The organism is Alteromonas alvinellae (genome assembly GCF_902705805.1).
Window position 1 is genome coordinate 16,249 of record NZ_CACSIH010000025.1, and the last position, 26,856, is coordinate 43,104.

The 26,856-nt window shown below is 43.2% G+C and carries 22 protein-coding genes, 1 tRNA gene, 1 other RNA gene and 1 riboswitch (1 of these 25 only partly in view); of the genes, 21 read left to right on the plus strand and 3 right to left on the minus strand.

Translation table 11 applies throughout. The annotated features are described in order from the left end of the window. The first annotated feature begins 18 nt into the window (after positions 1-18). On the plus strand, positions 19-672 hold the full coding sequence (gene maiA, locus ACX5KA_RS01740) for a maleylacetoacetate isomerase (protein WP_458730289.1): 654 nt from the start codon (positions 19-21) through the stop codon (positions 670-672). 42 nt (positions 673-714) lie between these two features. Here the strand turns inward: maiA and ACX5KA_RS01745 are convergent, their stop codons facing one another. Beyond that, entirely contained in the window at positions 715-1,182 is a 468-nt protein-coding gene (locus ACX5KA_RS01745; RefSeq protein WP_014948689.1) for an Lrp/AsnC family transcriptional regulator, read from the minus strand. A gap of 319 nt (positions 1,183-1,501) precedes the next feature. Here ACX5KA_RS01745 and ACX5KA_RS01750 point away from each other — a divergent pair, with 319 nt between their 5' ends. Then, a complete protein-coding gene (locus tag ACX5KA_RS01750; protein WP_334057576.1) occupies positions 1,502-2,560 on the plus strand; it encodes a Glu/Leu/Phe/Val dehydrogenase dimerization domain-containing protein in 1,059 nt (352 codons plus the stop codon). An 86-nt stretch (positions 2,561-2,646) separates the two neighbouring features. Beyond that, an RNA gene (ffs, locus tag ACX5KA_RS01755) (signal recognition particle sRNA small type) lies at positions 2,647-2,743 on the plus strand. Positions 2,744-2,757: 14 nt separating this feature from the next. Here ffs and ACX5KA_RS01760 read toward each other — a convergent pair. Continuing rightward, positions 2,758-3,051 (minus strand): late competence development ComFB family protein, encoded by a 294-nt coding sequence (locus ACX5KA_RS01760; protein WP_334057578.1) that lies wholly within the window; start codon positions 3,049-3,051, stop codon positions 2,758-2,760. Positions 3,052-3,321: 270 nt separating this feature from the next. Here ACX5KA_RS01760 and ACX5KA_RS01765 point away from each other — a divergent pair, with 270 nt between their 5' ends. The 12 genes from ACX5KA_RS01765 (at position 3,322) to ACX5KA_RS01820 (ending at position 19,526) form a co-directional block, all read left to right on the plus strand. Next, positions 3,322-4,410, plus strand: a complete 1,089-nt coding sequence (locus ACX5KA_RS01765) for a tryptophan 2,3-dioxygenase family protein (protein WP_239245461.1) — start codon at positions 3,322-3,324, stop codon at positions 4,408-4,410. A 251-nt stretch (positions 4,411-4,661) separates the two neighbouring features. Then, on the plus strand, positions 4,662-7,607 hold the full coding sequence (locus ACX5KA_RS01770) for a TonB-dependent receptor (protein WP_039222964.1): 2,946 nt from the start codon (positions 4,662-4,664) through the stop codon (positions 7,605-7,607). A 322-nt stretch (positions 7,608-7,929) separates the two neighbouring features. Next, entirely contained in the window at positions 7,930-10,830 is a 2,901-nt protein-coding gene (locus ACX5KA_RS01775; protein WP_039222962.1) for a TonB-dependent receptor domain-containing protein, read from the plus strand. Positions 10,831-10,895: 65 nt separating this feature from the next. After that, positions 10,896-11,807 (plus strand): class I SAM-dependent methyltransferase, encoded by a 912-nt coding sequence (locus tag ACX5KA_RS01780; protein WP_458730290.1) that lies wholly within the window; start codon positions 10,896-10,898, stop codon positions 11,805-11,807. Further along, positions 11,794-13,566, plus strand: coding sequence for a 2OG-Fe(II) oxygenase family protein (locus ACX5KA_RS01785; RefSeq protein WP_458730291.1), 1,773 nt, complete (start codon positions 11,794-11,796; stop codon positions 13,564-13,566). The genes ACX5KA_RS01780 and ACX5KA_RS01785 overlap by 14 nt, the downstream gene beginning before the upstream one ends. Before the next feature lie 19 nt (positions 13,567-13,585). Then, positions 13,586-14,284: a 2OG-Fe(II) oxygenase family protein gene (locus ACX5KA_RS01790; RefSeq protein ID WP_039222957.1), complete on the plus strand. Its 699-nt coding sequence runs from the start codon at positions 13,586-13,588 to the stop codon at positions 14,282-14,284. A 298-nt stretch (positions 14,285-14,582) separates the two neighbouring features. Continuing rightward, positions 14,583-15,344 (plus strand): DUF3450 domain-containing protein, encoded by a 762-nt coding sequence (locus tag ACX5KA_RS01795; protein ID WP_014948702.1) that lies wholly within the window; start codon positions 14,583-14,585, stop codon positions 15,342-15,344. Positions 15,345-15,350: 6 nt separating this feature from the next. Beyond that, positions 15,351-16,709: a MotA/TolQ/ExbB proton channel family protein gene (locus tag ACX5KA_RS01800; protein ID WP_039222954.1), complete on the plus strand. Its 1,359-nt coding sequence runs from the start codon at positions 15,351-15,353 to the stop codon at positions 16,707-16,709. A gap of 1 nt (position 16,710) precedes the next feature. Further along, positions 16,711-17,235 carry a MotA/TolQ/ExbB proton channel family protein gene (locus ACX5KA_RS01805; protein WP_012517736.1) on the plus strand — a complete coding sequence of 175 codons (525 nt, stop codon included), beginning with the start codon at positions 16,711-16,713 and terminating at the stop codon, positions 17,233-17,235. A gap of 11 nt (positions 17,236-17,246) precedes the next feature. Further along, the gene (locus tag ACX5KA_RS01810) at positions 17,247-17,645 is read left to right on the plus strand and encodes an ExbD/TolR family protein (protein WP_039222950.1); all 399 of its coding nucleotides are present in this window, start codon (positions 17,247-17,249) and stop codon (positions 17,643-17,645) included. 1 nt (position 17,646) lies between these two features. After that, positions 17,647-18,258 carry an energy transducer TonB gene (locus ACX5KA_RS01815; protein WP_039222948.1) on the plus strand — a complete coding sequence of 204 codons (612 nt, stop codon included), beginning with the start codon at positions 17,647-17,649 and terminating at the stop codon, positions 18,256-18,258. A gap of 2 nt (positions 18,259-18,260) precedes the next feature. Beyond that, on the plus strand, positions 18,261-19,526 hold the full coding sequence (locus tag ACX5KA_RS01820; protein ID WP_458730292.1) for a tetratricopeptide repeat protein: 1,266 nt from the start codon (positions 18,261-18,263) through the stop codon (positions 19,524-19,526). Between the two features lie 144 nt (positions 19,527-19,670). Here ACX5KA_RS01820 and ACX5KA_RS01825 read toward each other — a convergent pair whose 3' ends face one another. After that, complete coding sequence (locus ACX5KA_RS01825) at positions 19,671-21,998, minus strand: GNAT family N-acetyltransferase (RefSeq protein ID WP_458730293.1); 2,328 nt, start codon at positions 21,996-21,998, stop codon at positions 19,671-19,673. A gap of 59 nt (positions 21,999-22,057) precedes the next feature. On the opposite strand from ACX5KA_RS01825, the gene ACX5KA_RS01830 reads away from it, so the two are divergent. The 6 genes from ACX5KA_RS01830 to ACX5KA_RS01855 form a co-directional block, all read left to right on the plus strand. Continuing rightward, on the plus strand, positions 22,058-22,483 hold the full coding sequence (locus ACX5KA_RS01830; RefSeq protein ID WP_039222944.1) for an acyl-CoA thioesterase: 426 nt from the start codon (positions 22,058-22,060) through the stop codon (positions 22,481-22,483). 130 nt (positions 22,484-22,613) lie between these two features. Further along, positions 22,614-22,717: riboswitch (TPP riboswitch) on the plus strand. A 55-nt stretch (positions 22,718-22,772) separates the two neighbouring features. Continuing rightward, the gene (locus tag ACX5KA_RS01835) at positions 22,773-24,863 is read left to right on the plus strand and encodes a TonB-dependent receptor (RefSeq protein ID WP_458730294.1); all 2,091 of its coding nucleotides are present in this window, start codon (positions 22,773-22,775) and stop codon (positions 24,861-24,863) included. Between the two features lie 17 nt (positions 24,864-24,880). Continuing rightward, positions 24,881-25,144: a hypothetical protein gene (locus ACX5KA_RS01840; RefSeq protein ID WP_014975943.1), complete on the plus strand. Its 264-nt coding sequence runs from the start codon at positions 24,881-24,883 to the stop codon at positions 25,142-25,144. Further along, positions 25,144-25,788, plus strand: coding sequence for a nicotinamide riboside transporter PnuC (pnuC, locus tag ACX5KA_RS01845; RefSeq protein WP_049587696.1), 645 nt, complete (start codon positions 25,144-25,146; stop codon positions 25,786-25,788). The genes ACX5KA_RS01840 and pnuC overlap by 1 nt, the downstream gene beginning before the upstream one ends. Next, positions 25,745-26,596 carry a phosphotransferase gene (locus ACX5KA_RS01850; RefSeq protein ID WP_232306464.1) on the plus strand — a complete coding sequence of 284 codons (852 nt, stop codon included), beginning with the start codon at positions 25,745-25,747 and terminating at the stop codon, positions 26,594-26,596. The genes pnuC and ACX5KA_RS01850 overlap by 44 nt, the downstream gene beginning before the upstream one ends. A gap of 211 nt (positions 26,597-26,807) precedes the next feature. Beyond that, positions 26,808-26,856 (plus strand) — tRNA-Trp (locus tag ACX5KA_RS01855); it runs 28 nt beyond the window's last position.

Genomic DNA, 26,856 nt, shown 5'->3' on the forward strand with positions numbered 1-26,856 from the left:
TTGATAAGTGGTGAGTACATGAGCATAAAACTTTACGGCTATTGGCGTTCAACTGCTTCGTATCGAGCACGCATTGCGCTTAACTTAAAAGGTGTTGAATACGAGTATGTGCCAGTACATCTTGTAAATAATGGTGGTGAACAGCATAGCAGTGAGTATTCACGGCTGAACCCCGCACATCTTGTTCCAACTTTCATTGACGAAGACGAAGATATCATTCTTAATCAGTCATTAGCCATTATTGAATATCTTGATGAGAGATATGAGAGTGAACACAGGCTAGTGCCCGAGCACTTAACAGATCGGGCGAGAGTGAGAGCGTTGGCGCAAGATATCGCTTGTGATATTCAGCCCATCGGCAATCTTCGCGTGTTAAATGCCCTAAAAGGGCACTTCGGTGCTTCTCAAGACGATGTGGCTAAATGGGCCGCTCACTGGATCACGCTTGGTTTTGATGGCATTGAAAAACGTTTACAAACTCAAGCGGGTAAATATTGCTTTGATTTCGACGTGACATTGGCCGACATATGCCTAGTGCCTCAAGTGTATAATGCACAGCGTTTTAATGTGGATATGAATCGCTATCCGCTAATCAGTAAAATCGTAAAAAACTGTAACGAGTTGAGTGCATTTGAACACGCACGGCCTGAAAACCAAGCAGACGCAATTTGAGTGTTAGGGTCAGAGTCGTGACACTGACCCCATAATTCTTTACTACTGTCGCTTAATGGGAAGTTCGGTGGTGTTTTTCACTTGTTTGAGCGCAAAAGTTGAACTTAAGTGGTCAACAAGAGGGAGGTGCGTCAATTTCGTTTTAAGTAAAAACTCGTACTCTTCAATACTTTCCACTATCACTTTCAGCAAATAGTCTTTTTCGCCGCTAGTTGTGTGGCATTCAACAATTTCATCAATGTTTTGAACTGCGTTTTCAAAATCGGTCAGTGAGTCGCCGTCATGATTCTTAAGCGTGACATAGATGAATACTGACACGCCCAAATTCAGCTTTTTGCTGTTTAGCAGAGTGACCTTACCAAGAATAATACCGTCGGCTTCCATTCGCTTGACCCTTCGCCAACATGGCGTATGTGACAAACCAACACGCTGACTTAAATCTGCCATTGATACCGTGGCGTCCTGCTGAAGTACGCGTAAAATCTCACGGTCAAACTTATCCAATTTCATTAACACTGCTTCCGTCGTTTTTATGATGTTTATTATATATCAAAAAAAATTCTAGGATAGCTGTCCTAGAAAAATAGTATTCAAATCTGTTGTGTTTCAGTTTGTAAAATTCATTAACAAACTTCGCAAGGCCTGTCCTCAGAGCAATCAGATACACTTGGCAAAATGTTGCCGATGTTTGCAAGGCCGACTCTAAGGCTCCAAGTGTATCGCAAATAGTTATCATACACTCACATCGACCCAAACGAGCACTGTTTAGAATTCGTGACAGCTCGGGCTTGGGTAGGCTTTAACTCATTACAGTATTAATAGGGAAAATATGTCAGTTTTTGATCACCCAGAGTTCGATAATCACGAACATGTTGCGTTTTATCACGACGAGAAGGCGGGCCTGAGTGCCATTATTGCTGTACACAACACTAATCTTGGCCCAGCACTTGGTGGCTGTCGAATGTGGCCTTATGTCAATAGCGGTGAAGCGTTGACCGACGTACTGAGGTTATCTAAAGGTATGACTTACAAAGCCGCAATGGCTAACTTAGAGCTTGGCGGCGGCAAGTCGGTAATAATCGGCGATCCTCGTAAAGCCAAATCGCCGGAAATGATGAAAGCGATGGGTAAGTTTGTAGAGTCTTTGGGTGGCAAGTATTTCACCGCCGAGGACTCAGGAATTTCTGTAACAGATTTGCAAACTATGGCAACGGAGTCTGACTACATAGCGGGTGTTAAAGCGCAGTATCACTACGCCGGTGAAGTGCCAGATGGAAACCCTGCACCGTCGACTGCCTATGGCGTGTTTGTAGGTTTGAAAGCGACAGTAGAGTATGGTTTAAAGCGTAATTTAGACGGGGTGAGCGTGGCTATTCAGGGAATGGGACACGTTGGGTATCGACTTGCCAAGCATCTACACGAGCAGGGCGCTAAACTCTATGTCGCTGATATTTATCCGGAAGGCGTTCAAAAAGCGGTGGCTGAATTTGGCGCAACTGCAGTGGCACCAGAAGAAATTTTAAGTTTAAACGTTGATGTGTTGGCGCCATGCGCATTAGGTGCTGCAATAAACGATCAAACGCTACCGGCAATAAAAGCAAAAGTCATTGCTGGTGCCGCTAATAATCAGTTGGCACGGGAAGATATTGGTGAATTGCTTCAGCAACGCGGTATCTTGTACGCACCTGATTACGTAATCAATGCGGGTGGGGTGATTGACATCTTTCATCAGCGTATGGAATCAAGTTCTAACGAAGCACTTCGCACACATATTGAACAAATCGGTGAGACGCTAAAAGAAATTTATACCCGCGCAGAGCGAGAGGGCGCCGCGACTAACCGTGTTGCAAACCTTATTGCTGAAGAGAGATTTTCTATAAAGGGTTGAAAACTCAAAGCCAAATAGTCATAATGCGCCCCGCGATCAAGCAGGGGCGAATGACTTTGCTTTGAATGCGAGTTTCTATGGTGGGCTTTTGGTCCTCCCGCAATGATACTCTGTGAACCCGGTCAGGCCTGGAAGGGAGCAGCCGCAGCAGACGACTCATGTGCCGGGATGTGGCTGGAGGCCCGCCACCCAACTATCTACTCTATTTCTTCTATATTGTCTTTTCTGCTTTTTTCAGTTTCATCTAAGTATTTCAACCCCTTGCTTATTGCGTGCTCAACATTCATTTCCATTTGATTGCGTTCACTTTGCGGCAGATAGAATGCCATGTCGACCTCATATCGAATATAGCGCGGTGGAACCTGATTTAACGCAAGGCAACATAAGTCGGCCAAATAGTCGGGACTTTTAGTTTTATCAAGCCCAAGCTTACTTATCCTTTCTAATACAAGATGTTCATAATAGTTGTGAATGTCATCGTCTAGTTTCACCTTGGTTCCCCTTATAATTTTTGGAAGCATCTTGCTTTAGCGGTTTGAATAGTATGCGAGCAATAAATTACACAAGAAGCATCTAGCTTAAAAGCATCTTTAGCTTATACAAACCCTTCAAGCTTGAAATGGATACATTCGTTTACGCCCATCGCGTAACGACGTTACCCTAAGCTATGTAACCTTATAATATATAGCTTGTATTCTGGGTATGTCGAGGTGACGGTGATAGAATTACCCGGTCAAAACCAGTATTAAGGCAGCACTAAAATGAAAAAGAATATAGAGCCTTGCTATTACGGCGATTACTTACATTTAGACAAAGTATTGGGCGCACAAGAATTGCAGAGTGAAAAATACGGTGATGCTGCGCACGAAGAGATGCTATTTATCATCGTACATCAAGTCTACGAACTCTGGTTTAAACAGGTTCTTCACGAACTTAATGCCGTTATTGATACCTTTAATCAAGAAACGGTAAAAGATCAGCAGCTAACTCTCGTTGTACATAGGCTCCAGCGAGTCATACAAATACAAAAATTAATGAATGACCAAATTGCTATTATGGAAACCATGACGCCACAGCAGTTTTTGTCATTTCGAGATTACCTTGTACCTGCGTCTGGTTTCCAAAGTATTCAGTTTAAACGTTTGGAAATTTCTCTTGGTTTAAAACGCGATTTTAGAATCGATTTTGATAAGCAAAGCTTTTATAACCGACTGAACGATAAAGATAGAGCGCTACTAGAGAGTCTCGAGAGCAAACCGAGTTTGTTTGAGCTGGTCGATAATTGGCTAGCTAGAATGCCGCTATTAAAAACAGAGGGGTTCGATTTTTGGCAATACTATAAAAATGCAGCTGACGAAATGTTGAAAGATGACCATCACACCGTTTCTACCAGTGATATGTTGTCGGAGACTGAAAAACGCCAGGAACTTAAAGACCTTCAAGCCACTAAGGAAAACTTCGACGCCCTGTTTGATGAAGCAAAATTCGAAAAGCTTCGAGGTGAAGATAAGTTCCGGCTAAATCATAAGGCGCTATTATCTGCGCTATTTATAAAACAGTATTCAGAAGAGCCTATCTTTAATCTTCCGTTTCAACTGATTACAGCATTAACTGAAATAGACGAACAACTCACTATCTGGCGCTACCGTCATGCAATGATGGTTCAGCGTATGCTGGGTACTAAGATTGGGACCGGAGGGTCTTCTGGGCACCATTATCTGAAGAAAACTACTGAATCTAATCGTATCTATTTAGACTTTTTTAATATGGCAACATTTTTATTGCCTAAAAGTGCGTTGCCTGAGTTACCCGAATCTGTGAGAAAGCAGTTAGGTTTTTATCTACAGTAAATATTAATATGCGAAAAAGTTTATTTATATTAGTAGTTTATCGAAATTTTTGGAGGGTTCTACGGGTAATCGCTCAAAAGAATCGTTTCGTCGCAATTTGTCCTCAAATGAGTTGATCGCTCCGCTCTGTATAGTCAATTATCCTTTTGGATAATATTTATTATCTTTAATAAATACAAAGATTTAGGTTGGCTTAATTGATTTTTCATAAAAGCTTAATACTAAATCGAGACTAACCAGGGAATACGTACATGTATCAAATCAAGAGAAGTGCAGTTGCATTAGCGGTTGCACTGTCAATTGGTGCAACTGCACCAGCTTTAGCAAATAACACCAATGGTTCTATTCAAGGAACATCTGTTCAAATAAATGGCAGCAGCCTTGCAAATGTTACCGTTACCATCGAAAACTTAGATACGGGTCTAACACGTTCTGTACAAAGTGATGAGTCAGGAAACTTCCGCTTTCCATTACTTCCTGCTGGTAACTACAAAGTTACCGCCGAAAAGAATGGATTTCGCACTACCATTCAAGAATCTGTAAAAGTTGGCATTAGCGGCAAAACAAATCTAGATATGCGTCTTGCCAGCGATGACGTAGAGCGTATTGAAGTGACTGGTACTACGATTGCGATGGTTGATGTAACAAGTTCAAGCACGGGTATTATTGTAGATAGCGTTACACTCGATAGAGTACCGGTCCCACGTAACCTGACTTCTGTAGCGCTATTAGCACCAGGTACTACTCAGGGTGACTCAGCATTTGGAGATTTGCCTTCAATTGGCGGTGCGTCTGTGGGCGAAAATGGTTACTACATTAACGGATTAAACATCACTAACTTCCGTACTGGCGTGGGTTCAAGTGAGCCACCGTTTGATATGTACGAAACGTTTGAAGTAAAAACGGGTGGTTATTCAGCTGAGTTTGGACGTGTAACAGGCGGTGTTATCAACGCTAAAACCAAAAGTGGTACTAACGAATTCAAAGCGGGTGCCAACTTTTACTGGGAACCAGATGCACTACGTGAACAGCGTGATTCGTCTCGTAATAACAAAAACAATTTGTATCGCATCGACAATACGCGAGATGAAATAGACGAGTGGGATGTCAATGTCTGGGCGAGCGGTGCACTAATAGAAGACAAGTTGTTCTTCTATGCACTATTTAACCCTCGTTCAGCTGAAAATAATTACGTAAGTGACCAAACAAACACCAGTAGCGGCGTATCACAAAACGGCTTTTTTGAAAAAGATGATGATGCATTTTGGGTTGCCAAATTAGACTGGTACGTTACAGAAAATAATATTCTTGAAATTACTGCATTTTCTGATGAACGTTCAACAGAAATCACGACTTATGACTCTGTTGACGGCGGTGAATTCACTGACGGTCGTGTAGGTTACGAAGATGAAGGTGGGCTAAACTACACGGCCAAATGGACAAGCATCATTAATGATGATTTCTCAATCTCTGCTCAGTATGGCATTAACAAACAAGACAGAACCGTGCGAAGCGAGTTAGATGGCAACCCGGTTGTTTATTACCGCTATGACAGCACGGCAGCGTTCGTTCCAACAAATACATGGGCTAACTTTACGGCAGAGCAAGGCGATGATGAACGTGAAGTTATTCGATTGGATGCTGATTGGTACGCAGGCGATCACTCAGTACGATTTGGTGTTGATTATGAGAAGCTTACTTCAAACAGCAATACCATAAACTCAGGCGGTGCATACTATCTATACTATGTTGATGACAGCGATCTAGCTAACGAGGAAATTTACCAAGTTCGTTATCGCGATTATAACGTCGGTGGTCAGTTCGACTCTGAAAACTTTGCTTTTTATGTTCAAGACCAATGGCAGGTTACTGACACCTTGGTCATTAACGCCGGTATTCGTAACGATACATTCGAAAACTTCAATGCGGACGGTGAGTCTTTCGCTAAACTCGACAATCAGTGGGCACTTCGTCTTGGAGCAGTATGGGACGTGTTTGGTGATGGCGAGACAAAAGCATGGGCGAGCTACGGCAGATACTATTTACCTATTGCTGCAAACACGAATATTCGTCTAGCAGGCGCTGAAACTTACACACAAGAGTACTACGCGTTTGAAGGTTTTGCTGATGAAGCCTTGGGGATCCCTAATCTGACGGGCGCTAAAACTCAGCCTGATGATGTATTTGCTGACGGTACCGCGAAATCACCAGATGAAATTGTGGATCAAAACTTGGATTCAATGTACTCGGATGAATTTATCGCGGGTTACCAATTCCAATTGAACGATGAATGGAGCATGTCAATTCAAGGTACATATCGAGAACTTTCTACCACTATAGAGGATATGGCAATTGATGCGGCGGTTATTGAGTGGGCCGCAGCGAATGGCTACGGCGACGTATCTGATATCTGGGATGGGTTTCATCAGTATGTACTTACAAACCCTAATTCTGATATGCGTATTGGTACTACCGAGCTGCCAGGTGCTGAAGGTGAGTTAGTTTACATGGACCTATCAGCCGAAGATTTGGGCTACCCTGATTCAATTCGTAAATATGCAGCGGTAGACTTTATGTGGCAACGAGCTTGGGACGGAGTATGGATGCTGAACGCGGCGTACACGTGGTCACATAGCTGGGGTAACAACGAAGGCTATGTACGCTCAGATAACGGTCAGGATGATGCAGGTTTAACAACCTTATTTGACCAACCAGGTCTGCTTGATAATGCTTATGGTGACTTACCGAATGACAGACGTCATCAAGTTAAGCTTTACGGTGCTTATGCTGTAACTGACGACTTAACCCTTGGGGCAAACTTACAGTTTTGGACTGGCCGCCCTATAAATGCATTTGGCTATCACCCTACAGATCTCTTTGCTCAAGCCTATGACTCTGAGTCGTTTTTTGCCGGTGGTGAGCCAGCGCCTCGTGGCTCGCGTGGCCGTACGAGCAGCTATTACTCAATCGATGTTTCTGCCTCATACAATATAGATATTGGCGAAGATCAAACATTGGTAGTTCGAGCTGATATTTTCAATTTGCTTAACAACGACCGTGTAACAGAAGTTAATGAAATATATGACGATGAGAGCTCGGCTGACCCAACAAATCCTGATGTAAACCCAAATTATGGTCTACCGACCGCATGGCAAACACCTAGATATGTTCGTTTCAGCGTAAATTACTCGTTTTAAATAGTGTTATAACTTAAAATAAGAATAGGCGCGGGTACACTCTAGGTGTAAACCGCGCTTTTTTATTTGCAAAGTTTAAAAAGTGTACAGGCAGGTTGTTTTTTGTGCTTCAAATGTTAAGCGTAAGTTAATATTTACAAAAGGAGATAAAAAGTCGAAAAAAAATTGAACTTTTGTGGAACACCCGTCTGATCTGAGTTGACCGTCCGCTTATGATGTGGTTATTATCAAAGTGAGGCTTCGACCTTATTAATAATAATTCGTTATATAAACGATTTAAGAAACACACACTAAGAGTTTTAGTGGTCCAGGGAGACAATACATGTTTACAAACTCTAAGCTGGCTAAGTCAGTTAAGCTAGCGTGCGCATTCGGTGCGGTAGCGGCGACAGGAATTAGCGTACCAGCGTACGCTCAAGAAGATGCACAGGTAGAAGAAGCTGCAGTTGAAAAAGTGCAGGTTGTTGGTTCTCGTATCCGCAAGGTTGACTTCGTAAGCAACGCGCCAGTTGCTACTGTTGGTATCGAGCAATTTGAATTAACCAACTCGGTTAACACCGAAGCGCTTCTAAACACACTACCACAAACAATTCCAGGTCTAGACCGTTCGTCTAACAACCCAGGTGGTGGTATCGCTACAGTTGACCTTCGTGGTCTTGGCACAAACAGAACATTGGTTCTTATTGACGGTGTTCGCGCTGTTCCTACTACATCTGGTGGTACAGTTGACATCAACACAATCCCAGCGGCGCTTATCGAAAACGTAGAAGTACTAACAGGTGGTGCATCTGCGGTATATGGTTCTGACGCGGTAGCGGGTGTTGTTAACTTTGCGCTTAAAAAGAACTTTGAAGGCGTAGATTTCAATACAAGTTTTGAGACTACTGAAGAAGGTGACGCTGAAATTTGGAACGGCTCACTTACTTTAGGTGGTAACTTTGCAGATGATCGCGGTAACGTTGTTGTAAGTATGCAGTACACTGAGCGTTCAGCGCTTTTTGCTGACTCTCGTGATATCTCTAGCGTTGCACTAACAGACGCTGCAAATGCTGACGGCAGTTTGTTCCTAGAACCATTCGGTTCATCGGGCGTACCAGGTACGTCAATCTTCACTTCTGGTCTGCCAGAATCATTCAACAGTGGCGCCATTTTCAACCAAGATGGAAGCATCCGTCCATTCGTACAGGGTGGTGCTGAGAATGATTTCTATAACTTCGCTCCAGTAAACTATCTTCAGTTGCCACAGCAGCGTCATAACATTACAGCAATGGGTCATTTCGAAATCAATGACACTACTGAAGTGTATATGCGCGGTAGTTTCGCAAACAGTGACGTTCCTCAGCAGCTAGCAGCTACACCTATTTTCCAAACGTCGACGTTTACGCTTGACGGCAACCCATTTATTGACCCAGCAGCACAGCAGATTCTTTCTGATGCTGTAGGTGGTGACGTTGATACTGATGGTGATGGTATTGCAGACACAGGTACTGCGTTCCTTCGTCGTCGTTTGCTAGAAGTTGGTCCTCGTATTGTTGAAGACGACAACACTATGTTCTCAATGCTTGCTGGCCTTCGTGGTTCATTCGGTGATTCAGCATGGACATATGACACGTACTTCCAAACTGGACGCGTTAACCAAAACTCAATCCAGTTAGGTAACGTAAACCGTGCACGTTTTGACCAAGCACTTATCCTTGCTACGGATGAAGCTGGAAATGTTATCCTAGACGCAGACGGAAACCCAAGCTGTGCAAATACTGCAGCGAATGGTTCACTAGTTAGCTGTTCACCTATGAATCTGTTTGGTGAAGGCAACATTTCTGCTGATGCTGCAGACTTCCTTCGCACTCGCGTAAACTCTACGTCTGAGTACGAACAGAAACTTTACGGTTTCAATATCAGCGGCGACACAATGGACTTCTTTGAACTTCCAGGTGGCCCAATCGGAATCGCGTTTGGTTTTGAGCGTCGCGAAGAGAGCTTCTCTTTTGATCCATCGCAGGATCTTGCAGCTGGTACAATTGCTGGATTCAACGGTTCAGGTCCAGTTGCTGGTGCCTTTGATGTAAACGAATATTTTGTTGAAGCGTATCTACCTCTTGTAGAAGGTGTTGAGTTTGCTGAACTTGTTGATTTAGAGCTAGCATATCGCTACGCAGATTGGTCAACAGTAGGCGGCGTAAATGCTTATAAGATTGCGGGTTCATGGACTGTTAACGACACTCTTCGTTTCCGCTCAAGCTTCAACCGTGCGGTACGTGCTCCGAACATTGGCGAGCTTTTCTCACCACAGAACGAAGGCTTCCCACCAGCTGAAGATCCATGTTCATCAAAAGCGTCTAACCAATCTGATGCAGTTCGCGCAATTTGTACAGCGACAGGCGTTCCTGCTGATGCAGTGTTTACTCCAACACTTGACGCAGTATCTGGCCAGACTCGTCAGGTAAGTGGTGGTAACCCTAATCTTCAAGAAGAAACAGCTGACACAATGTCTGTTGGTTTCGTAATTACGCCAATGGACGAACTAAGCGTGTCTGTTGACTACTTCGATATTGATATTGAAGACGCGGTATTCGGTTTTGGTGGTGGTACCAACAACGTTCTTTCTACGTGTTATGACCCGTCAAATGAACTAGGTGGTGTAGGTTCTGCATTCTGTGATGTTGTTAACCGTCGCCCAGATGGCTCTATTGATTTCGTAGAAATTCTTAGCCAGAACGTAGGTTCAATCAAACTTACTGGTGTTGATATCGTAGCTGACTACGCTATGGAAGTAGCGGGCGGTGACATGCGTGTTAACTACCTTGCTACTTACACAACTGAGAGCTCGTTCCAGTCATTCGCTGGTTCAGAGGTTATCGATTGTGCGGGTACATTTGGTAATACTTGTGGCGAGCCAACTCCTGAGTACGTTCACCGTATGACAGTCGCTTGGGGTATGGACGACTTTGACGTTCAGCTTCTATGGCGCTTTATCGGTGCAACTGAAGATGATGATGAAGGTACTGTTTACTTCCAAGAAGACACTGGTTCATTCAGCTACTTCGATCTGTCAGGTACTTACCACATTGGCGAAAACTATCGTCTAAACGCAGGTATTCGTAACCTAGCAGACCGTGAAGCGCCTCGCTTCGGTGGTAATGCTGAGCAGTCAAATACATATCCTGCAACATACGATGTATTTGGTAGAACTTACTTCGTAGGTATCTCAGCTAGCTTCTAATAGCTTATTGCTTTATAAAAAAGTGGGCATTGCCCACTTTTTTTTTGCTCTTTATAAGGAGAATCATGGGTACAATAGACGACTGGAATCAGTACTGGAAAGAAAATCCTGATAGCAAAGTGTTGTTCACTGAAGACAATGGCAAAAGCATTTCAGATTTTGAGCAGTTTTGGTCTCAAAACATACCAAATGATACAGAAATGCAGAGCGTAATAGATATAGCTTGCGGTGCTGGTGCTCTTTTTCAAAGTTTCGGAGATAAACCTTTTAATCGCAAAGTAGGTTTAGATTGTAGTACAGATGCACTAAATTCCTTGAAAAAAAATGTTCCTGATGCCCAGGTTATTTTGAATAAGACGTCCAATCTTCCCAAAGAAAAACTGCTCGAGTTTGATTTTATTTTAAGTCAGTTCGGTATTGAGTATTTAGGTGTCGACGCAATTAAAAACATGCCAACGATGATGAAAGAAGGCTCGAAATTCATTGCACTTTGTCACTACAAAGACGGACACATATATTCTCGATATAAGCGTGAAAAAGAGGGGATGGAGAGCTTATTTGAAATTCATGCCTTTGAAAATGCATTACAGATAGCTAATCTGGTCGCGACTGACCCAAACGCTTATGAAAAACGAGCTAAACAATATCTATCTCATCTATCAACATTGGACAACAAGTGGTGTGCGGGAAGCCTTCATTTCGTCAATGGAATTAAGCAGTTATTTCTATCTTACAAACAATATGCCCATTCTGATATATTGGCATGGATAAAGGGCTTTGAGCAGCAGTTAGGAACGATCTATCGTCGCGTATCTGCTATTTGTGATGTTGCGTTATCAACTTCTGACATAAAACAGATAACCAGTGGAAAATATTCAGATAGCTGGGGTGTTCGCCCGTTTTTACTCAAAAATAAAGAATTACCAGTAGCATGGGATTTGAGATTTAATAAAAGAGTGAATAATGAGAAAGCTTGAAAGCATAATGAGTCTTCATCAGAAAGGCCATTTGAAAGAGGCTGAGGCAGGTTATAAATCACTGTTTGATAAGAATGCTTCTGATATAAACTTAAATTATCTATACGGAAAATTACTTCTCGATACTAACAGAGCCGAAAATGCGTTGTCGCTTTTGACATATGCATATGAAAAGACGCAATCCAATATTACCGTACTATGTGAATATGCTAAATGTCTTCTAGTCCTAAACAGATATGAAGACGCCTATCGTTGTCTAGCACCTTTTAATAACAATTCATTCGAAACAACAAAGCTCTTTCTTCGAGCCGCTAGCGGTGTTTGTAATGACATCGAACTAGAGAGTTGGTATCAAAAATTAAAAACCTCTCAAAATAATATTGCTTTAACCAATCATGTCGCAGGGCTATTCGATAGTAGAGGAGTGCTTACAAAGGCCGCTGAACTTTATAAAACTGTTCTCAAAGAGGACCAGAATAACACTACAGCGCTGCATAATTTAGCGACAGTTTTTAGGCGTTTAGAAGATTCTGAAAAGGCGCTAAACCTTTTACAGCGAGCTAAATTAAATGGGCTTAACAATTTTCAGCTGTATCATAACCTAGGCAATGCGTATTCAGACCTGAATAAACTTGAAAGCGCAATAGAGTCATATGAAAGAGCCATCCAGTTAAACCCTTATTACGTCGACAGCTATAAAAATCTTGCATCTATATACGCAGAAGTTGGTTTAATCAATAAATCGTTAGCGATTTTTGAGTCTGCCATTCAAAGCGGGAATACTAGCAATGAAATGCTTATTGCATTGGCAGAACAATATTTGCGAATGGGGAACGTCGAGTTAGCTGAAACTTTATTGAATAGTCACCCTAATTTAGATCGTTCGTCGACAGCATATTTACAATGCAAGGCACGCCTATACCATGCCGGTGAAAATTACCAAGAAGCTTTTAAGCTGTTAAAGGATAAAACTGACTCAGCTTTGATGCTAGACGCCGCGCAGTACGCATTGCAGGTAGATAAGCCAGACTATGTACTTAATGCTATGCCACCATTAACAAAATCAAGCGATTCATCTGTAATGGCAAAGGCCTATTTGACTGTGGCAGAGAGACTTTCAAAGCGCAATCTGCATCGAGAAAGTTACTGTCGTTATTCAGAGTTAGTGCGAACTTTCCAGTTACCTGACGTGGTTGGAGGGAAACCAGCTAGCCACTTTATTGCCTTGTTAAAAGATCATGTATCTCAGTTGCATAATGCCAAATCGGCACCTCTTCAACAGACGGTCAATGGTGGTACTCAAACTCGTGGGAATATCTTGTCTTCGAAGAATGAGCACCTAGCAGAATTACGCCTTTTTTTTGAAAACTCTGTCAGGGAATACATATCAGAAGTTGAAGCAATAGAAGATCTGCATGAGTTCGTTGTGTTGCCCAACAAGGATTTTACAATCGTAGGAGCGTGGTCCGTCTTTCTATCTGATAAAGGCTACCATACCAATCATGTCCATCCAGAAGGGCGATTAAGTGCTGTTTTTTATATTGAAATACCATCTGAATTATCACATGAAGAACATGAGGGATATCTGTCTTTTGGTACGCCAAATTTTAAACTTAAAACTGATCTAACTCATGAGTTCACTGTTCGGCCTGAAGTTGGAAAGCTAGTCATTTTCCCCTCTTATTTTTGGCACGGTACCATCCCATTTAAATCTGATGAAAAGCGTTTAACTATAGCATTTGATATCTCATCTTCTTGAATTATAAAAAGAGACAACAATGAAAAATTTTTGGAACAAAGACTTAAACTTCGATGAAATTAAATCGAACTTCGCTAAAGACGGCAAAGTAAGAGTTAACAAAGTATTGGACTTCGAGTTTGCTGCACTTTCATTTCAAGCATTAAACGAGAGAGTTGAATTCGATACCGCCATGTTTGTGGATGGTAAAAATGCTGTGATGAGTAAAAAAGAATGGACTGAGTTAGAAGACACGCAGCGTCAGCAGATATATTTCAATTTAATGGAAAATGCAGCAATGGGTAATGGTTTCTCTTACGGGCGTAAGTACATAACAGCCGAAGAAAAAGACCCATTTCTGCTCAACTTTTATAAAATTGTAAATAGTAAAGAGCTGTTAGATGTAGTTAGTAACATTACAGGAATAAATGATATTAACTACGCTAGCATGCAAGCAACAAAGTATATTCCAGGCCAGTTCTTAACTCGGCATAGAGATGACGTTCAATCTGAAGGCAGAAAATTGGCGTATGTTTTCAATTTGTCGCCAGAATGGCATCCTGATTGGGGAGGATTGCTACAATTTTTCAAAGAAGATGGTGAGACCTTAGAAAGCTGGACTCCCTCATTCAATACATTAAGTTTGTTTGACGTGAAACATATACATAGCGTCACGTACTTAACACCTTTCGCTAAAAAACCGCGATACGCATTAACTGGCTGGTTTGGAACTCGCTAGGTATTTGACCAACTCTCGCAGCGGCAAGCTACAACTTGACTTAATTGATTTAGAAAAGGACGCTTAAGTATATGAATATAATTTAAGCGATCAATCTCGAAAGTTGTAGATGTAAAGAGGTCGTTACTTGACTCATTACACCGTTCCATGTGAGTATACTACGTTCGTAGTACTGACTATTGACGTCAGTGCTACATTCCTGAAACAAAATTGTGAAAGTTTTATACGCCCCTTGCCCGAATATTTTCCTTATCGGCGAGGATTCAAATAAGAAATTTGGTTGGGAACTATGTCCAAAATGAGCAAGAGAACTCTTATTGCTTCTACTGTTATGGGTGCATTCGCACTAACAGGTAGTGCAGTCTCTGCAGATACGCTTGAAGATCTTCATAAAGAAGAAGCGAAAATCCACGCGGCTGCAGCGAAATCTCAAGAAAAAATCAACACGTTGTTTGAACAGTCTCAAGAACTACTTGTTGAGTATCGTCAAACAGTAGATGAGACAGAAAACCTTAAAATCTACAATGATTACATCGCTAGCCTTGTTGCAGATCAGCAGCGTGGAATCGACTCTCTACAGCGTCAAATCGACAGCATCGAACAAACTAAACAGGGCATCGTTCCTCTTATGTTCCGCATGATTGACAGCCTAGAGCAGTTCATCAAGCTAGATCGTCCAATTCACTTAGACGAGCGTCTTCAGCGCGTTGAGCGTCTTCGCGATCTAATGGCTAACTCTAACGTTACTGTTTCTGAGCAGTTCCGTCAGGTACTAGAAGCTTACCTAGTAGAAGTTGAATACGGTACGAAAATCAACTCTTACCAAGGTACTATCGACGACGCAGGCACAGAAGTTACTGTTGACTTCTTTAACCTTGGTCGTACGGCGCTAGTTGCACTTTCTCTTGACCAAACTCACGCGTGGGTATGGAACAACGAAAGCCGCGCATGGGAAAAACTGGGTGACGAGTATCTGTCTTCAGTTGTTGACGCAGTTAAAATGGCTAACAACGTCATTCCTGCGGATCTGATTAAACTACCAATTAGCGCAGCGGAGTAATTGTTAATGAAACCAGTATTCAAATCTCTTTTAGCCGCTGCGACAGTTGCAGTTGCAGCAACCGGAGCGCAGGCTCAGGAAGCAAAGAGCCTGAAAGATCTTCTAGACCAGGTTCAACAGAACCGCGTTTCTGAAGCTCGCCTAGACAAGCAACGCGAAGCTGAATTCCAATCAGCACGTGCTGACAAACAAGCACTACTTCGCAAAGCACAATCAGACCTTAAAGCTGAACAAGCTCGTGGTGACCGTCTACAGAAGCAATTCTCTGACAACGAAGTTACCTTAAACGAAAAAGCAGCTGAGCTAGACCAAGCGACAGGTACACTTGGTGAAATGTTCGGTGTGGTACGTCAAGCATCTTCTGAAGCTTACGGCCGTATCTCTACATCAATCGTAAGTGCACAATTCCCAGGCCGTGGTCAGTTCCTTGCTGAAATGTCAGAAGACTCTAAAGGTCTTCCAAACATTAAAGAACTAGAAGACCTATGGTTTGCACTTCAAAAAGAAATGACTGAAGGCGGTGAAGTAGTTAAGTTTACCACTGAAGTAGTTAATCTTGACGGTGGTTCTTCACAACAAGAAGTTGTACGTGTTGGTACTTTCAACCTTGTTGGTGAAGCAGGCTACCTAGCGTATGACGCTGAAGCTGAAGTTGTTCAGCCTCTTGGTCGTCAACCAGATGGTCACTTCGTAGCTTCTGCTAACGATCTAATTGACGCTACTTCTGGTATTGTTCCTTTCTTTGCTGACCCTTCTCAAGGTGCAATCCTTGGTCTATTGAAGCAGAAAGCGACGATGTCTGAGCGTTATCACGCAGGTGGCCCTGTTGGTTACACAATCACGCTTATGCTAGCGATTGGTCTACTAATTGGTGTTTACAAAATGATCACGCTTACGATCACTGGTGGTAAAATGCGTTCACAGCTTAAGAACGTTAACAGTCCTTCTGAAGGCAACCCATTAGGTCGTATTCTTAAAGTGTACCAAGAGAACAAAACTGCTGATGCAGAAAACCTTGAGCTTAAACTTGATGAAGCGATTCTTCGCGAGCTTCCAAAAATTGAAAGCGGCATCAATGTAATCAAGATTTTCGCAGCGATTGCACCTCTACTAGGTCTACTAGGTACAGTACTTGGTATGATCGAGACGTTCCAAACCATCACACTATTCGGTACTGGTGACCCACGTATGATGGCAGGAAGTATCTCGATGGCTCTTGTAACTACTGCTCAAGGTATTATTGCGGCTCTGCCTCTAATCCTTACTCATAGCATCGTAGCTTCTCGTAGCAAGTCAATCATCCACATTCTTGATGAGCAAACTGCGGGTATCGTAGCTGCTCACACAGAGTCGGAGAAAGCGTAATATGAATTACCTGATTGGATTATTCGAATCGGTCAGGGACTTTATCGCTACCGGCGGTGACGTACTATATTTCGTTGCTGCCGCGCTCTTTCTCATGTGGGTTTTAATGATTGAGCGTTACTGGTATTTAACTTCGGTCTTCCCTAAGGTGAAGAAAAACATCATCGCGAATTGGGATGCCCGAGCAGATACCACATCATGGTATGCGCATAGAATCCGTGACGCGTGGATTTCTCAAGCGTCAGACGATCTAAACGCTAGAATGCTGATTATCAGAACCATTATTGCAATGTGTCCACTAATCGGTCTACTTGGAACAGTAACCGGTATGATCAGTGTTTTCGAGACAATGGCAACACAGGGCACCAGCAACGCACGTCTTATGGCAGCTGGTATCTCTATGGCAACTATTCCGACAATGGCGGGAATGGTAGCCGCGCTATCTGGGCTGTTTATCAGTTCACGTCTTGAAGCGAAAGTGAAGCTGGCAAGAGAAGGGCTAGTTGATAGCCTGCCACATCATTAGAGAGAGAGATTATGGCTCGAAAAGTCAGAACCGAGGAAGAAGATGCACAGATCGACATGACACCCATGTTGGATATCGTGTTTATCATGCTGATCTTCTTTATCGTTACCACTGTTTTCGTTAAAGAAGCAGGGATCGAAGTCAACAAGCCAGATGCGAGCCAGGCGATTCTTCACAAAAATGCAAACATTTTCATCGCCGTAACGGAAGACGGAAATGTATGGCTAGACAAGCGTGAAGTAGCGCCGGACAGCGTGAGAGCGAATATTGAAAGACTGCTTACCGAGCAGCCAACTGACTACGTAATCATTCAAGCTGATATAAAAGCGAAACATGGTTTAGTAGTTGAAATTATGGATCAGGTTAAAGCCGCTGGCGTTAACCGAGTTTCGGTAGCGGCAAGGGGATAAGATGTTACGTATACTTGTATCTATTGTATTAGGTGCTGCGGTTGCATTTGCCCTTTTCGTTCTAATGGCCAAGTTGATTGAAAATTCATCTAGACCAGCAGACGAAGTACCGCCTGCACCGGTGATCGATATTGTAATGCAGGAACCAGACGACCAGACGCAAACGCGTACTCGTGTTCCACCACCACCGCCGCCACCGCCTCCACAGCCTCCAAAAATGGAGCAAGTAGAGCCTGAAGCCGCGGAACCTGATGCAGATGGCTTTAGCTTAGCTATTCCAGCTATCGACACAGGTGGTGTTGGTGTAAACATCGGTGGTGTTGGTGCAATGCAGCGTGATGGTGAAGCAACACCTATCGTTCGTATCGACCCGAAATATCCACCTGATGCAGCCCGAGACGGCCGCGAAGGTTGGGTGAGACTGTCTTTCACTATCAACGAAGTTGGTGGTGTCGAAGATATCGAAGTTATCGAAGCTGAACCTAAGCGCGTATTCGACCGTGAAGCACGTCGTGCTCTACGTAAGTGGAAATACAAGCCTAAGATCGTTGATGGCAAGCCGGTTAAACAACCTGGCATGTTCGTACAGCTAGACTTTAAACTGGAGCAATGATCATGATGAAACGTACATTCAAAATGTCAGCCGTTGCTTTAGTGCTTGGCGCAGGTGCGGTGCTTTCAGCACCCGCTGCCCTAGCGCAGACATCACCTGTTGTTTGTCCTGGCTATGAGAAAGGAAAAACAACGCTTGTAGGTGAGCGTACCGGTAAGAAAGTTCAAAAAGCTTTCGAATTTTACAATGAAGACCTGGTAGATGAAGCGTTAAACGTTCTTTATGAAATCGACCCTTCCGATGATTTTGATAAGGCGTACGTTAATCGCTTCATTGGTAACCTACTTGCAGCGCAGGAAGGCCAAGGTGGAAAGGCTTATAACTACCTTGTCGATTCTGTTAAAACCAAGGTACTAAACGACCTAGAGCACGCTCAAACACTTAAGCTTTTAGGTGACTTGAGCATGCAGGAAGAAAAATATACCGACGCTGTAAAATGGTATAACAGCTGGATGGACTTCACATGTAAAGAAGATGCCGACGTTTATACTCGCTTGACTCAGGCTTATTATGAATCTAAGCAATTAGATAAAATGATTGAGCCAGCAGATAAAGCTATTGCTTTATACGAAGAGCCGAACAAGAACCCGTATGTTTTGAAACTTACCTCTTATTACGAGCGTAAGATGTATGACCAGACGGTTCTTGTTGCAGAAGAACTTGTTCGTAAATTCCCTGAAGAGCCACGGTGGTGGACTCAGTTAGGTATGTTCTACTTACAGGTCGAAGAGTATAAGAAGGCATTATCTTCTTTCGAACTTGCAGATATGCAAGGTTTCTTGAAGAAAGAAAGTGAAGCTAAAGCGCTAGCTCAGCTCTATCAAAGTAATGGTATGCCGTACCGCGGTGCGAAGACTTTGGAAAAGTTCATCAAAGCTGGTGTACTTGAAGAAGACGCTGAGTTAACGGCTAGTATAGCGAATGCTTATCACGCTGCTAAAGATTTCAAAACTGCAGCTAAGTTATATGCGAAAGCCGCAGCAGAGACTTCTGATCCAGAATATTATCGCAAGCAAGGTACCTTGTTGCTTATCGCTGAAGATTACAAAGGAGCGGTTAAAGCTCTTGAGAATGCTCTTGAGCGCGGTATCGAAAACCCGGAAAAAGTGCACTTTACGCTTATGGAAGCGAACTTTTATGCTGGTGATTATCGAGCTGCGTACAAGCACGTTCAAGAAGCTAAAAAAGATCGCTCACTACGTCGTAATGCGGCAGCGTGGGAACCTTACATAAAGGAAAAAGCGAAAAACCGCGGTATTAATATTTAATATCCGGAATTAGCTATAAAAGCCTCCCTTGGGAGGCTTTTTTTTGTCCTTAGCTAAGGCTTGTTTGCCCCAAAGATGAAGTAAAAAAAGTATCAATTCGTTTTTCAACGAACAGTAGAAGTATTCAGATCTTTTTGAATAGCGTTATATAAATCGATTTATTGAGTCGAAAGCGGGGTGGACAGTCGTTCTAATTAAGGAGGTGAGTTCTTTCAATCCATTTACTTTTATATTGTGATTTATTAATAACGCCTTGATACACCCTATTTCTCCATCAGAACTTGTAAAGAGTGCTTTCAAGTAACCCTTTGATTCTATGATGCTAACTAGTTTATTGAGTAGAGCAAGTAATTCTGCGCGCTCTAGAGCCAAGCTATCGTATTTCTGTCCTTCGCTATTAAGACGCGACTTATGTTCATTCATGTTGCTCTTCGTTTGTATTTCGCAAGCTAACTTATTTAAAATGGGCCACACATCATCTAGTGGGCGTGTTCCTTGAGTAAAGTGAACAAGCTTGTTTACATAGGTTGAGAGAACAGAGTGGGGAAGTTCATTTAGCATTGCTGCACTGTTAAGGCTAGTTTTCAACGCGATAAGCCTTGCAACCATAGCTTTTGCATTAGAGGTTTTGGGTAAGATAGCTAAAGCACTGGTTTCTCCACTGGCTTTATTTGGTCTTCTACCATAATCAACAATTTGAAAACCATTGTTAGACCAAAACTTGTCGAGTTTAGCTGTTGTCCCGTAAGACGTGCACATAGCATCAATGGCTTGACCATGCGTTGTTTCAATCAATTTTTGAATAAGGTAGCTACCAACCCCTCTGGCTTGAAGCTTTGGCTGCACTGCTATACGGTTAATTCTCCAGTAATTAAACGTTGCGGCTTCAGGGTCTGCCGACAGCAATGTTAACCGCTGTGCACCTAGGTGACCTTGAGGACGGCGGCGCCCCGACGCAATCTCACAGGATAAAGCGCCCAAGCTGTTGCCTCCCTCAATATTAATTATCGCCGCAGCAAGCACTAACCTTTCTGTTTTAAGTGTGGCAACAAGCACGTCAGGGCTGTCTAATAAACGCATGAAATCGTCAGGTGTTGTTTGGTAATGTGCAAGCGCAAGAAGTGACATCACTTGTTGAAGCATGTGTTCAGCTATATTTTCAAATGAACAAATATTGAAACTACATACCTTCATTAACAATGCACTGTCTTCTTGTTCTATATGAGCGATGTTATTAGTTCGGTTTTCAGGGGGGGAAAGACACGGGGTATCTTTCTCGGAATATTCTTCAAACAAACAGGTGTGATTTAAGAACCTCTCAACAGGATCTTTATCAAACCAACGCAGTGGCGTTGACAAACTTAGATGTTCAACAGTGTTGGGTAAGTTAGGTATGAGCTTGTGAATGAAACCATTTCCCGAGCCTTCGTAACCTTGAAGCGTAGTACTTAATACCCACTGTGGGTTATGGGCCAATATACGTGCCACAACAGGTAATGGTAAGGACGCCGCCTCATCAACCACAACAAGATCGAAACGGGTGTTGTTATTGCAACCAGAAGAAGGACAGCTGCCATAGAGAAGCTCACTGTCAGGGGGCACCCATTTAACCGAACCTAAAGGTGTTATTTTGTGATTAACTGGCATCTGGTCTTTATCATCAGAGGAGCCATAAGATGATGAAAGCGAGGAGGGCATTGAACCCTTGTGCTTATTAATACGCGACATTAGGTTAGTAACGTTACTCACTTGCTCGCTAGTAAGCAGCACGTTTTTCCCTTCGCTGATCAAGCTATCAATGAATATACCTAATAGAGAAGATTTGCCTCGTCCCCTTGGAGCAGTGACGAGAGCATTTAATTGGTTTACTGAGAATGCCTGATACAAACGTTCATAGGCATCTTGTTGTTCTTGCGTTTTAAACAGCGCACTTTCAAAAGCGTGTTGCTTAGATATTTGCTCTACGCGATACCTTTCTATATCTGGCAGAATTGTCTTAGTTTCTGTATGAAAGGCTACATAAGCACTATTCCGAAGGCGTTCAATAAAGCGAGCGAGGTATCGGCTGCGAGAAAGCGTAAAACCTTCTGAAATAAACGGCACAGAAACATTCTCGACCCATTCACTAAAATTTGGGCACACAATTACTAAGCAACCTTTGCGTTTAACAGTGCCTGCTACAGCCATCATATCTCCTGGCTTGAAAGTATCGCGGCAGTCCAAGATAGCCATGTCGTATTCGCTACCTAATACCTGTTTGCGCTTTTTTCCTTTCAGCGTGTTGCCAGTAAAACTTGCAATGCTGATAGATGAAACGTCATCCGTTAACGAGTGTATGCTGCAGAGTGCGGCATTACAGAAAGCATTTCCGCCAGAGACAACAAGCATTTTTCGGTGGAGCGGGGGAGTGACGTTTGAGCCATCTTTACAATAAGGGGCTAATAGCCATTCGCGTAATTGAGTTAGCGCCATGAATCAGTTTTTTCGGTATAATCTAACGCTATAGTAGCGATTTATTATGAGGAATTCGAATGCGCTTTCTTTCTCGGCGTTTAGTTATGCCAAACGACCTTAATTACGCCAATTCTTTGTTCGGTGGCCGCGCGTTAGAATGGATAGACGAAGAAGCTGCCATTTGGGCTATTTGTCAGTTAGAAACAAATTGTTTGGTTACGAAGCATATTGGTGAAATTAGCTTTGAATCACCTGCAATGCAGGGTGATATTGTAGAGTTTGGCTTGGAAACTAAGGCTGTGGGTCGTTCTTCAATTACCGTAAGCTGCCTGGTACGCAACAAGGCCACCAAGAAAACCATTTGTTTTGCAGATGACATCGTTTTCGTCAAGGTTGACCCAGATACTCGCCAACCAACAGCACACGGCAAAACGCTAGAAGGGTTAAAGGCCCAGACAGATGACGAAGTACGTCGCCTAAATATGAATACTGAAGCTGAATAGTCTATAAACCTCAATGCTTTATATCATATAAAGTTTATGACCTTAGCTTAATGTGTTATCTGCTTGACGGCGTGTATCGAACTGGTAGACTCCGTCGCAGATGTTGGGTTTGCTAGTTATAGCTACGCAACACTATACCAAGGGGTGTCCGCTTTCGGTCTGAGATCCACTTTCGTGGGAACCCTTAAACCTGATCCGGATAATACCGGCGTAGGGATGGTTCACAATATAGCCTTATCACCTGCCGTTAGACCCGGATCTTTTTTCTTCAATAAGAACAAGAGATCCCATGTATAAAACACTTTTCACACTATCATTGCTTGCGTGTTCTGTTGCAGCCTATGCACAAGAATCTGCAGTGAACGACACGTCAAAAAACACGCCTCCTGACATTGAACGGGTCGTTGTATCTGGTGACTTTCGACAAACAACACTTGACCAGCTAAGTGCTAGCGCGACGATTTTAGACCAAGCACGTCTTCGCAGCAGACAGCCTGCTCATATCGACAGCGTGCTAAACAGCATTCCAAACGTGAACTTTGCCGCTGGTGCGTCCCGTGGCCGCTTCGTTCAAATTCGCGGTATTGGTGAGCGTAGCCAATTCGCCGAGCCAATCAACCCTTCGGTAAGCTTTATCGTCGATGAATTTGATTTTTCAGGTCTTGCTGCAGCAGGTCTCATTTTTGATACCAAGCAGCTAGAGGTCTATCGCGGACCTCAGGCTACCTTATATGGTACAGGTGCACTGGCCGGTGCGGTTAAGCTTTCCAGTAATAACGTAGGCGGCGAGGCGCCAGACTACGTCGAAGCCCGCATTGGTAACAAAGATAGTTACCGCATCGAGGGAGCAACGGGTGACGATATCAATTCCGACTGGGGATATCGCGTTGCACTTGTGCATAACCGTAGCGATGGCTTTGTAGAAAACACCTTTTTAGATAGAAGCGACACCAATAATATTGATGAGACCGCGTTGCGCTTTGCTGTAGAAGGCAGCGTAGATGAAAGAACCACACTTGCACTTACTTATCGCTGGTATGACATTGATAATGGCTACGATGCGTTCTCGCTGGACAACGACAACAAAACACTATCTGACGAGCCAGGATTTGACGAGCATCAAACCCACGCTGTAAGCGCACGCTCAACAACAAGTACTGCAGCGGGTGACCTTATTCTTATAGCCACCCATGCTTCTCATAATATTGCCTATGGATACGATGAAGATTGGACATTTACCGGTTTTCACCCATGGGGTTACACATCGTTTGATGCGTACTACCGCGATGTTGAAACGCAAACCGGTGAGTTGCGTTTTGTGTCGTCTGACAGTGCTGCACTTTTTGATGGTATGACCGACTGGACAATAGGCGTATTTTATAAAAACACGGAAGAAAAGCTGCTACGTCAGTACACTTATTTGGATAGTGACTTTGCCAGTGAATACACGCCTACGACGACCGCTATCTATGCTCAGACTGAAAGTCGATTGAACGAAAATTTAGTACTTGTAGCAGGGTTAAGAGTCGAAAACTATGACTTTGATTACGCCGATAATAATCAGCTTACACGGGCCTTTGATACCACCATGGTCGGCGGGAAAGTAGCGCTTCAGTATACACAAGGCGAGCACTTCTATTACGGCAGTATCTCGCGTGGCTATAAAGGTGCAGGCTTTAACCCCGACAGCCGCGTGAATGACGATCAGCGATTCTTCGACGAAGAGTATAACTGGAACTACGAAGTAGGCGTTAAGGGCCCATTACTTACGCCTGACCTAATTGCTCGCGCTGCAATTTTCTATATGGAAAGAAAAGATACTCAGGTGAGCGATTTTGACGTTATCACTCGTGATGACGGTACGGCAGGGTTCGTAGATATTATTGATAATGCTGATTTAGGTACAAACAAAGGAGCCGAGCTGGAGCTTAGCTGGATTGCTAGTGATGCATGGCAGCTAGATGCAAGTGTTGGATATCTAAGCGCTACCTTTGAAGGGTATACGCTTGCAGACGGTACTGAAGTGTCTGAGCAAAGACAGGCTCAATCACCTAAGTGGACCGCAAACCTGTATAGTGAGTACGCACTTACAGATAACATGCTCTGGCGTGTAGATGTAGATTACAAAAGCGAATACCGTTTTTCTGACGGCCATGATGTAACCTCGCCAAGTACTACGCTGGTTAATTCGGAGATTGTGGTGCTACACGGTGATTGGCAGACATCACTGTGGGTACAAAATGCTTTTGATCGTGAGTACTACACCCGTGGATTCGGTGGTTTCAGCAACGACCCTCGCGATGAGTATGCCTTCGATGAGCCATATTACCAAATAGGTAACGGTCGTCAGTTTGGCGTTACTGTTAAGTACGCGTTTTAAAATAAAAGGAAACAGACATGCAAGTTATGGTTGAACTGTCGTTGTACCCATTGGTTAACGAATACATTCCACCTATTCAAGATTTCATTGATAGGTTAAATAGCTACAGTGATATTACAGTTTCAACAAGCTCAACCAGCACGCAGGTTACAGGTGACTATGGTGTGGTTATGAAAGTACTTGGCGAAGAAATGCAAAGGACCCATGAAGAAGTGGGGCAGGCTATTTTCGTTGCTAAGTTTTTAAACTTTGATGCCATGCAATCTAGAAAATCATCTTAATGGCTAACTTTTTTTCTGAGTTTACCTCACAAATTGCCGCTACTTCGCTTTTAGAGTGGGTAGCGGTTGTCCTCGCTATTGCCTATGTGCTGTTAGCCGCAAAACAGAACAGCTGGTGTTGGCTGTGCGCTTTTGTGAGTACCGCAATTTACACCTGGCTATTTTGGCAGGTGACTTTGCCATTTCAGTCTGCGCTTAACTTCTTTTATATGATAATGGCGGGATACGGTTATTATCAGTGGTCGAAAGGGGCGGAAGACGGCGATGTTAAGCCAGTGCTTCATTGGCCTCTCTGGGCTCATTTGCTCATTGTGCCGAGTATGTTATTACTCGCTTGGGTTCTGTCTGAGGTGGCAAGCTCACAGTTCAATAGTGAGTACCTACTATTAGATGCGAGCATTAATTTATTGAGTGTAGTCACAACATTTATGGTGGCGCATAAAATCCTGCAAAACTGGGTTTATTGGTTTTTCATCAATTTAGCGTCCGCCTATTTATACCTGCAAGTGGGTTATGCATTATCTGCTTGCCTGTTCTTAGGCTATGTTGGTTTTGCGGTATTTGGGTATTACCAGTGGCTAGTACAATATAAAAAACAAGGTGAACAGGTTGGATATCATCGCCACGCTGCAAAAGGCGCTTAATCTTAGCGACAGTGCGAAAATTTCGTCACACCCTGCTGGAGCGGTAAATCACGTTTACCGCGTTCAAGAGCTCGCAGATAGTCAGTTACCCTTGATTGCAAATAACCTTCAAAGTAGTGGGCAACCAAAGTCGGATCATAACCCTGTCGACTTAGCGGTGAAATGGATGGGCGATGATGACTTTAGTGGGGTTAATCGTGCTCACCAATTTGCTTTGCAGCAACAGCTTTATAGGTTGGGAGTAGCGCCGCAACCTATATGGTTAAGCGATGATGAAACCATCTGGGTTGAGCAGTGGCTAGAGCACAGTGAAAGTGCGACGCTTTCAATGCTTGAGCTGGCCAACACCCTCGCTCGTATTCATTCTTTGCCCATTACCGCTAGGCCATTAGATTTAGCATCAAGATGGCAGCATTATATTAATGTTGCACAGCTCGATATGAGCAGTGAGCTTTATCTAAAAGCCCAATCATTGCGGAAACAAGTAATAAAAAGTGAACAAGACGATGACGACTATGTGTTATGTCATAATGACTTGCTAACTAATCACTTATTACTGAGCGCAGATAACTCACTCAAGATTATTGATTGGGAATATGCCGCCATGGGAAACCGCTACTTCGATTTAGCAAGTTGCTGCCTTATCAATAAACTTGAAATCAATGAAAGTAGAGAGCTCGTTAAGCATTACGCCAAGCTAATGAATATCGATGAGCACGACGCGATAGCGAAATTTGATCTGCACACCGAGATTGTCGCTATCACTAATGACCTGTGGTTTGCTGCGCTTAACGCCAATAAGGTCTAATTGGCATAAACTGCTCCGCATTTAAAAGTGACGCTGCATAGAAGTCGGTTTAAAAGCGAGCAATAAGACAAAACACAGGTGATGGATAAAGCCTATTTGGTGTTATTCGATTGAAAAAACAGCGCATTGCGTGTTAATTAAGCATGCAGTGCATGGTAGTGATAAAAAGGCTTTACCTTTTTAATGTCATCCGTATAATGCACAGCGCGCTAGGGGTGTAGTTCGAATTGGTAGAACAGCGGTCTCCAAAACCGATGGTT

Excerpts from the sequence above, each read along its gene's own strand:
- maiA (WP_458730289.1), top strand. The coding sequence starts at position 19 with ATGAGCATAAAACTTTACGGCTATTGGCGTTCAACTGCTTCGTATCGA.
- ACX5KA_RS01745 (WP_014948689.1), bottom strand. The coding sequence starts at position 1,182 with ATGAAATTGGATAAGTTTGACCGTGAGATTTTACGCGTACTTCAGCAG.
- ACX5KA_RS01750 (WP_334057576.1), top strand. The coding sequence starts at position 1,502 with ATGTCAGTTTTTGATCACCCAGAGTTCGATAATCACGAACATGTTGCG.
- ACX5KA_RS01765 (WP_239245461.1), top strand. The coding sequence starts at position 3,322 with ATGAAAAAGAATATAGAGCCTTGCTATTACGGCGATTACTTACATTTA.
- ACX5KA_RS01770 (WP_039222964.1), top strand. The coding sequence starts at position 4,662 with ATGTATCAAATCAAGAGAAGTGCAGTTGCATTAGCGGTTGCACTGTCA.
- ACX5KA_RS01775 (WP_039222962.1), top strand. The coding sequence starts at position 7,930 with ATGTTTACAAACTCTAAGCTGGCTAAGTCAGTTAAGCTAGCGTGCGCA.
- ACX5KA_RS01780 (WP_458730290.1), top strand. The coding sequence starts at position 10,896 with ATGGGTACAATAGACGACTGGAATCAGTACTGGAAAGAAAATCCTGAT.
- ACX5KA_RS01785 (WP_458730291.1), top strand. The coding sequence starts at position 11,794 with ATGAGAAAGCTTGAAAGCATAATGAGTCTTCATCAGAAAGGCCATTTG.
- ACX5KA_RS01790 (WP_039222957.1), top strand. The coding sequence starts at position 13,586 with ATGAAAAATTTTTGGAACAAAGACTTAAACTTCGATGAAATTAAATCG.
- ACX5KA_RS01795 (WP_014948702.1), top strand. The coding sequence starts at position 14,583 with ATGAGCAAGAGAACTCTTATTGCTTCTACTGTTATGGGTGCATTCGCA.
- ACX5KA_RS01800 (WP_039222954.1), top strand. The coding sequence starts at position 15,351 with ATGAAACCAGTATTCAAATCTCTTTTAGCCGCTGCGACAGTTGCAGTT.
- ACX5KA_RS01805 (WP_012517736.1), top strand. The coding sequence starts at position 16,711 with ATGAATTACCTGATTGGATTATTCGAATCGGTCAGGGACTTTATCGCT.
- ACX5KA_RS01810 (WP_039222950.1), top strand. The coding sequence starts at position 17,247 with ATGGCTCGAAAAGTCAGAACCGAGGAAGAAGATGCACAGATCGACATG.
- ACX5KA_RS01815 (WP_039222948.1), top strand. The coding sequence starts at position 17,647 with ATGTTACGTATACTTGTATCTATTGTATTAGGTGCTGCGGTTGCATTT.
- ACX5KA_RS01820 (WP_458730292.1), top strand. The coding sequence starts at position 18,261 with ATGATGAAACGTACATTCAAAATGTCAGCCGTTGCTTTAGTGCTTGGC.
- ACX5KA_RS01825 (WP_458730293.1), bottom strand. The coding sequence starts at position 21,998 with ATGGCGCTAACTCAATTACGCGAATGGCTATTAGCCCCTTATTGTAAA.
- ACX5KA_RS01830 (WP_039222944.1), top strand. The coding sequence starts at position 22,058 with ATGCGCTTTCTTTCTCGGCGTTTAGTTATGCCAAACGACCTTAATTAC.
- ACX5KA_RS01835 (WP_458730294.1), top strand. The coding sequence starts at position 22,773 with ATGTATAAAACACTTTTCACACTATCATTGCTTGCGTGTTCTGTTGCA.
- ACX5KA_RS01840 (WP_014975943.1), top strand. The coding sequence starts at position 24,881 with ATGCAAGTTATGGTTGAACTGTCGTTGTACCCATTGGTTAACGAATAC.
- pnuC (WP_049587696.1), top strand. The coding sequence starts at position 25,144 with ATGGCTAACTTTTTTTCTGAGTTTACCTCACAAATTGCCGCTACTTCG.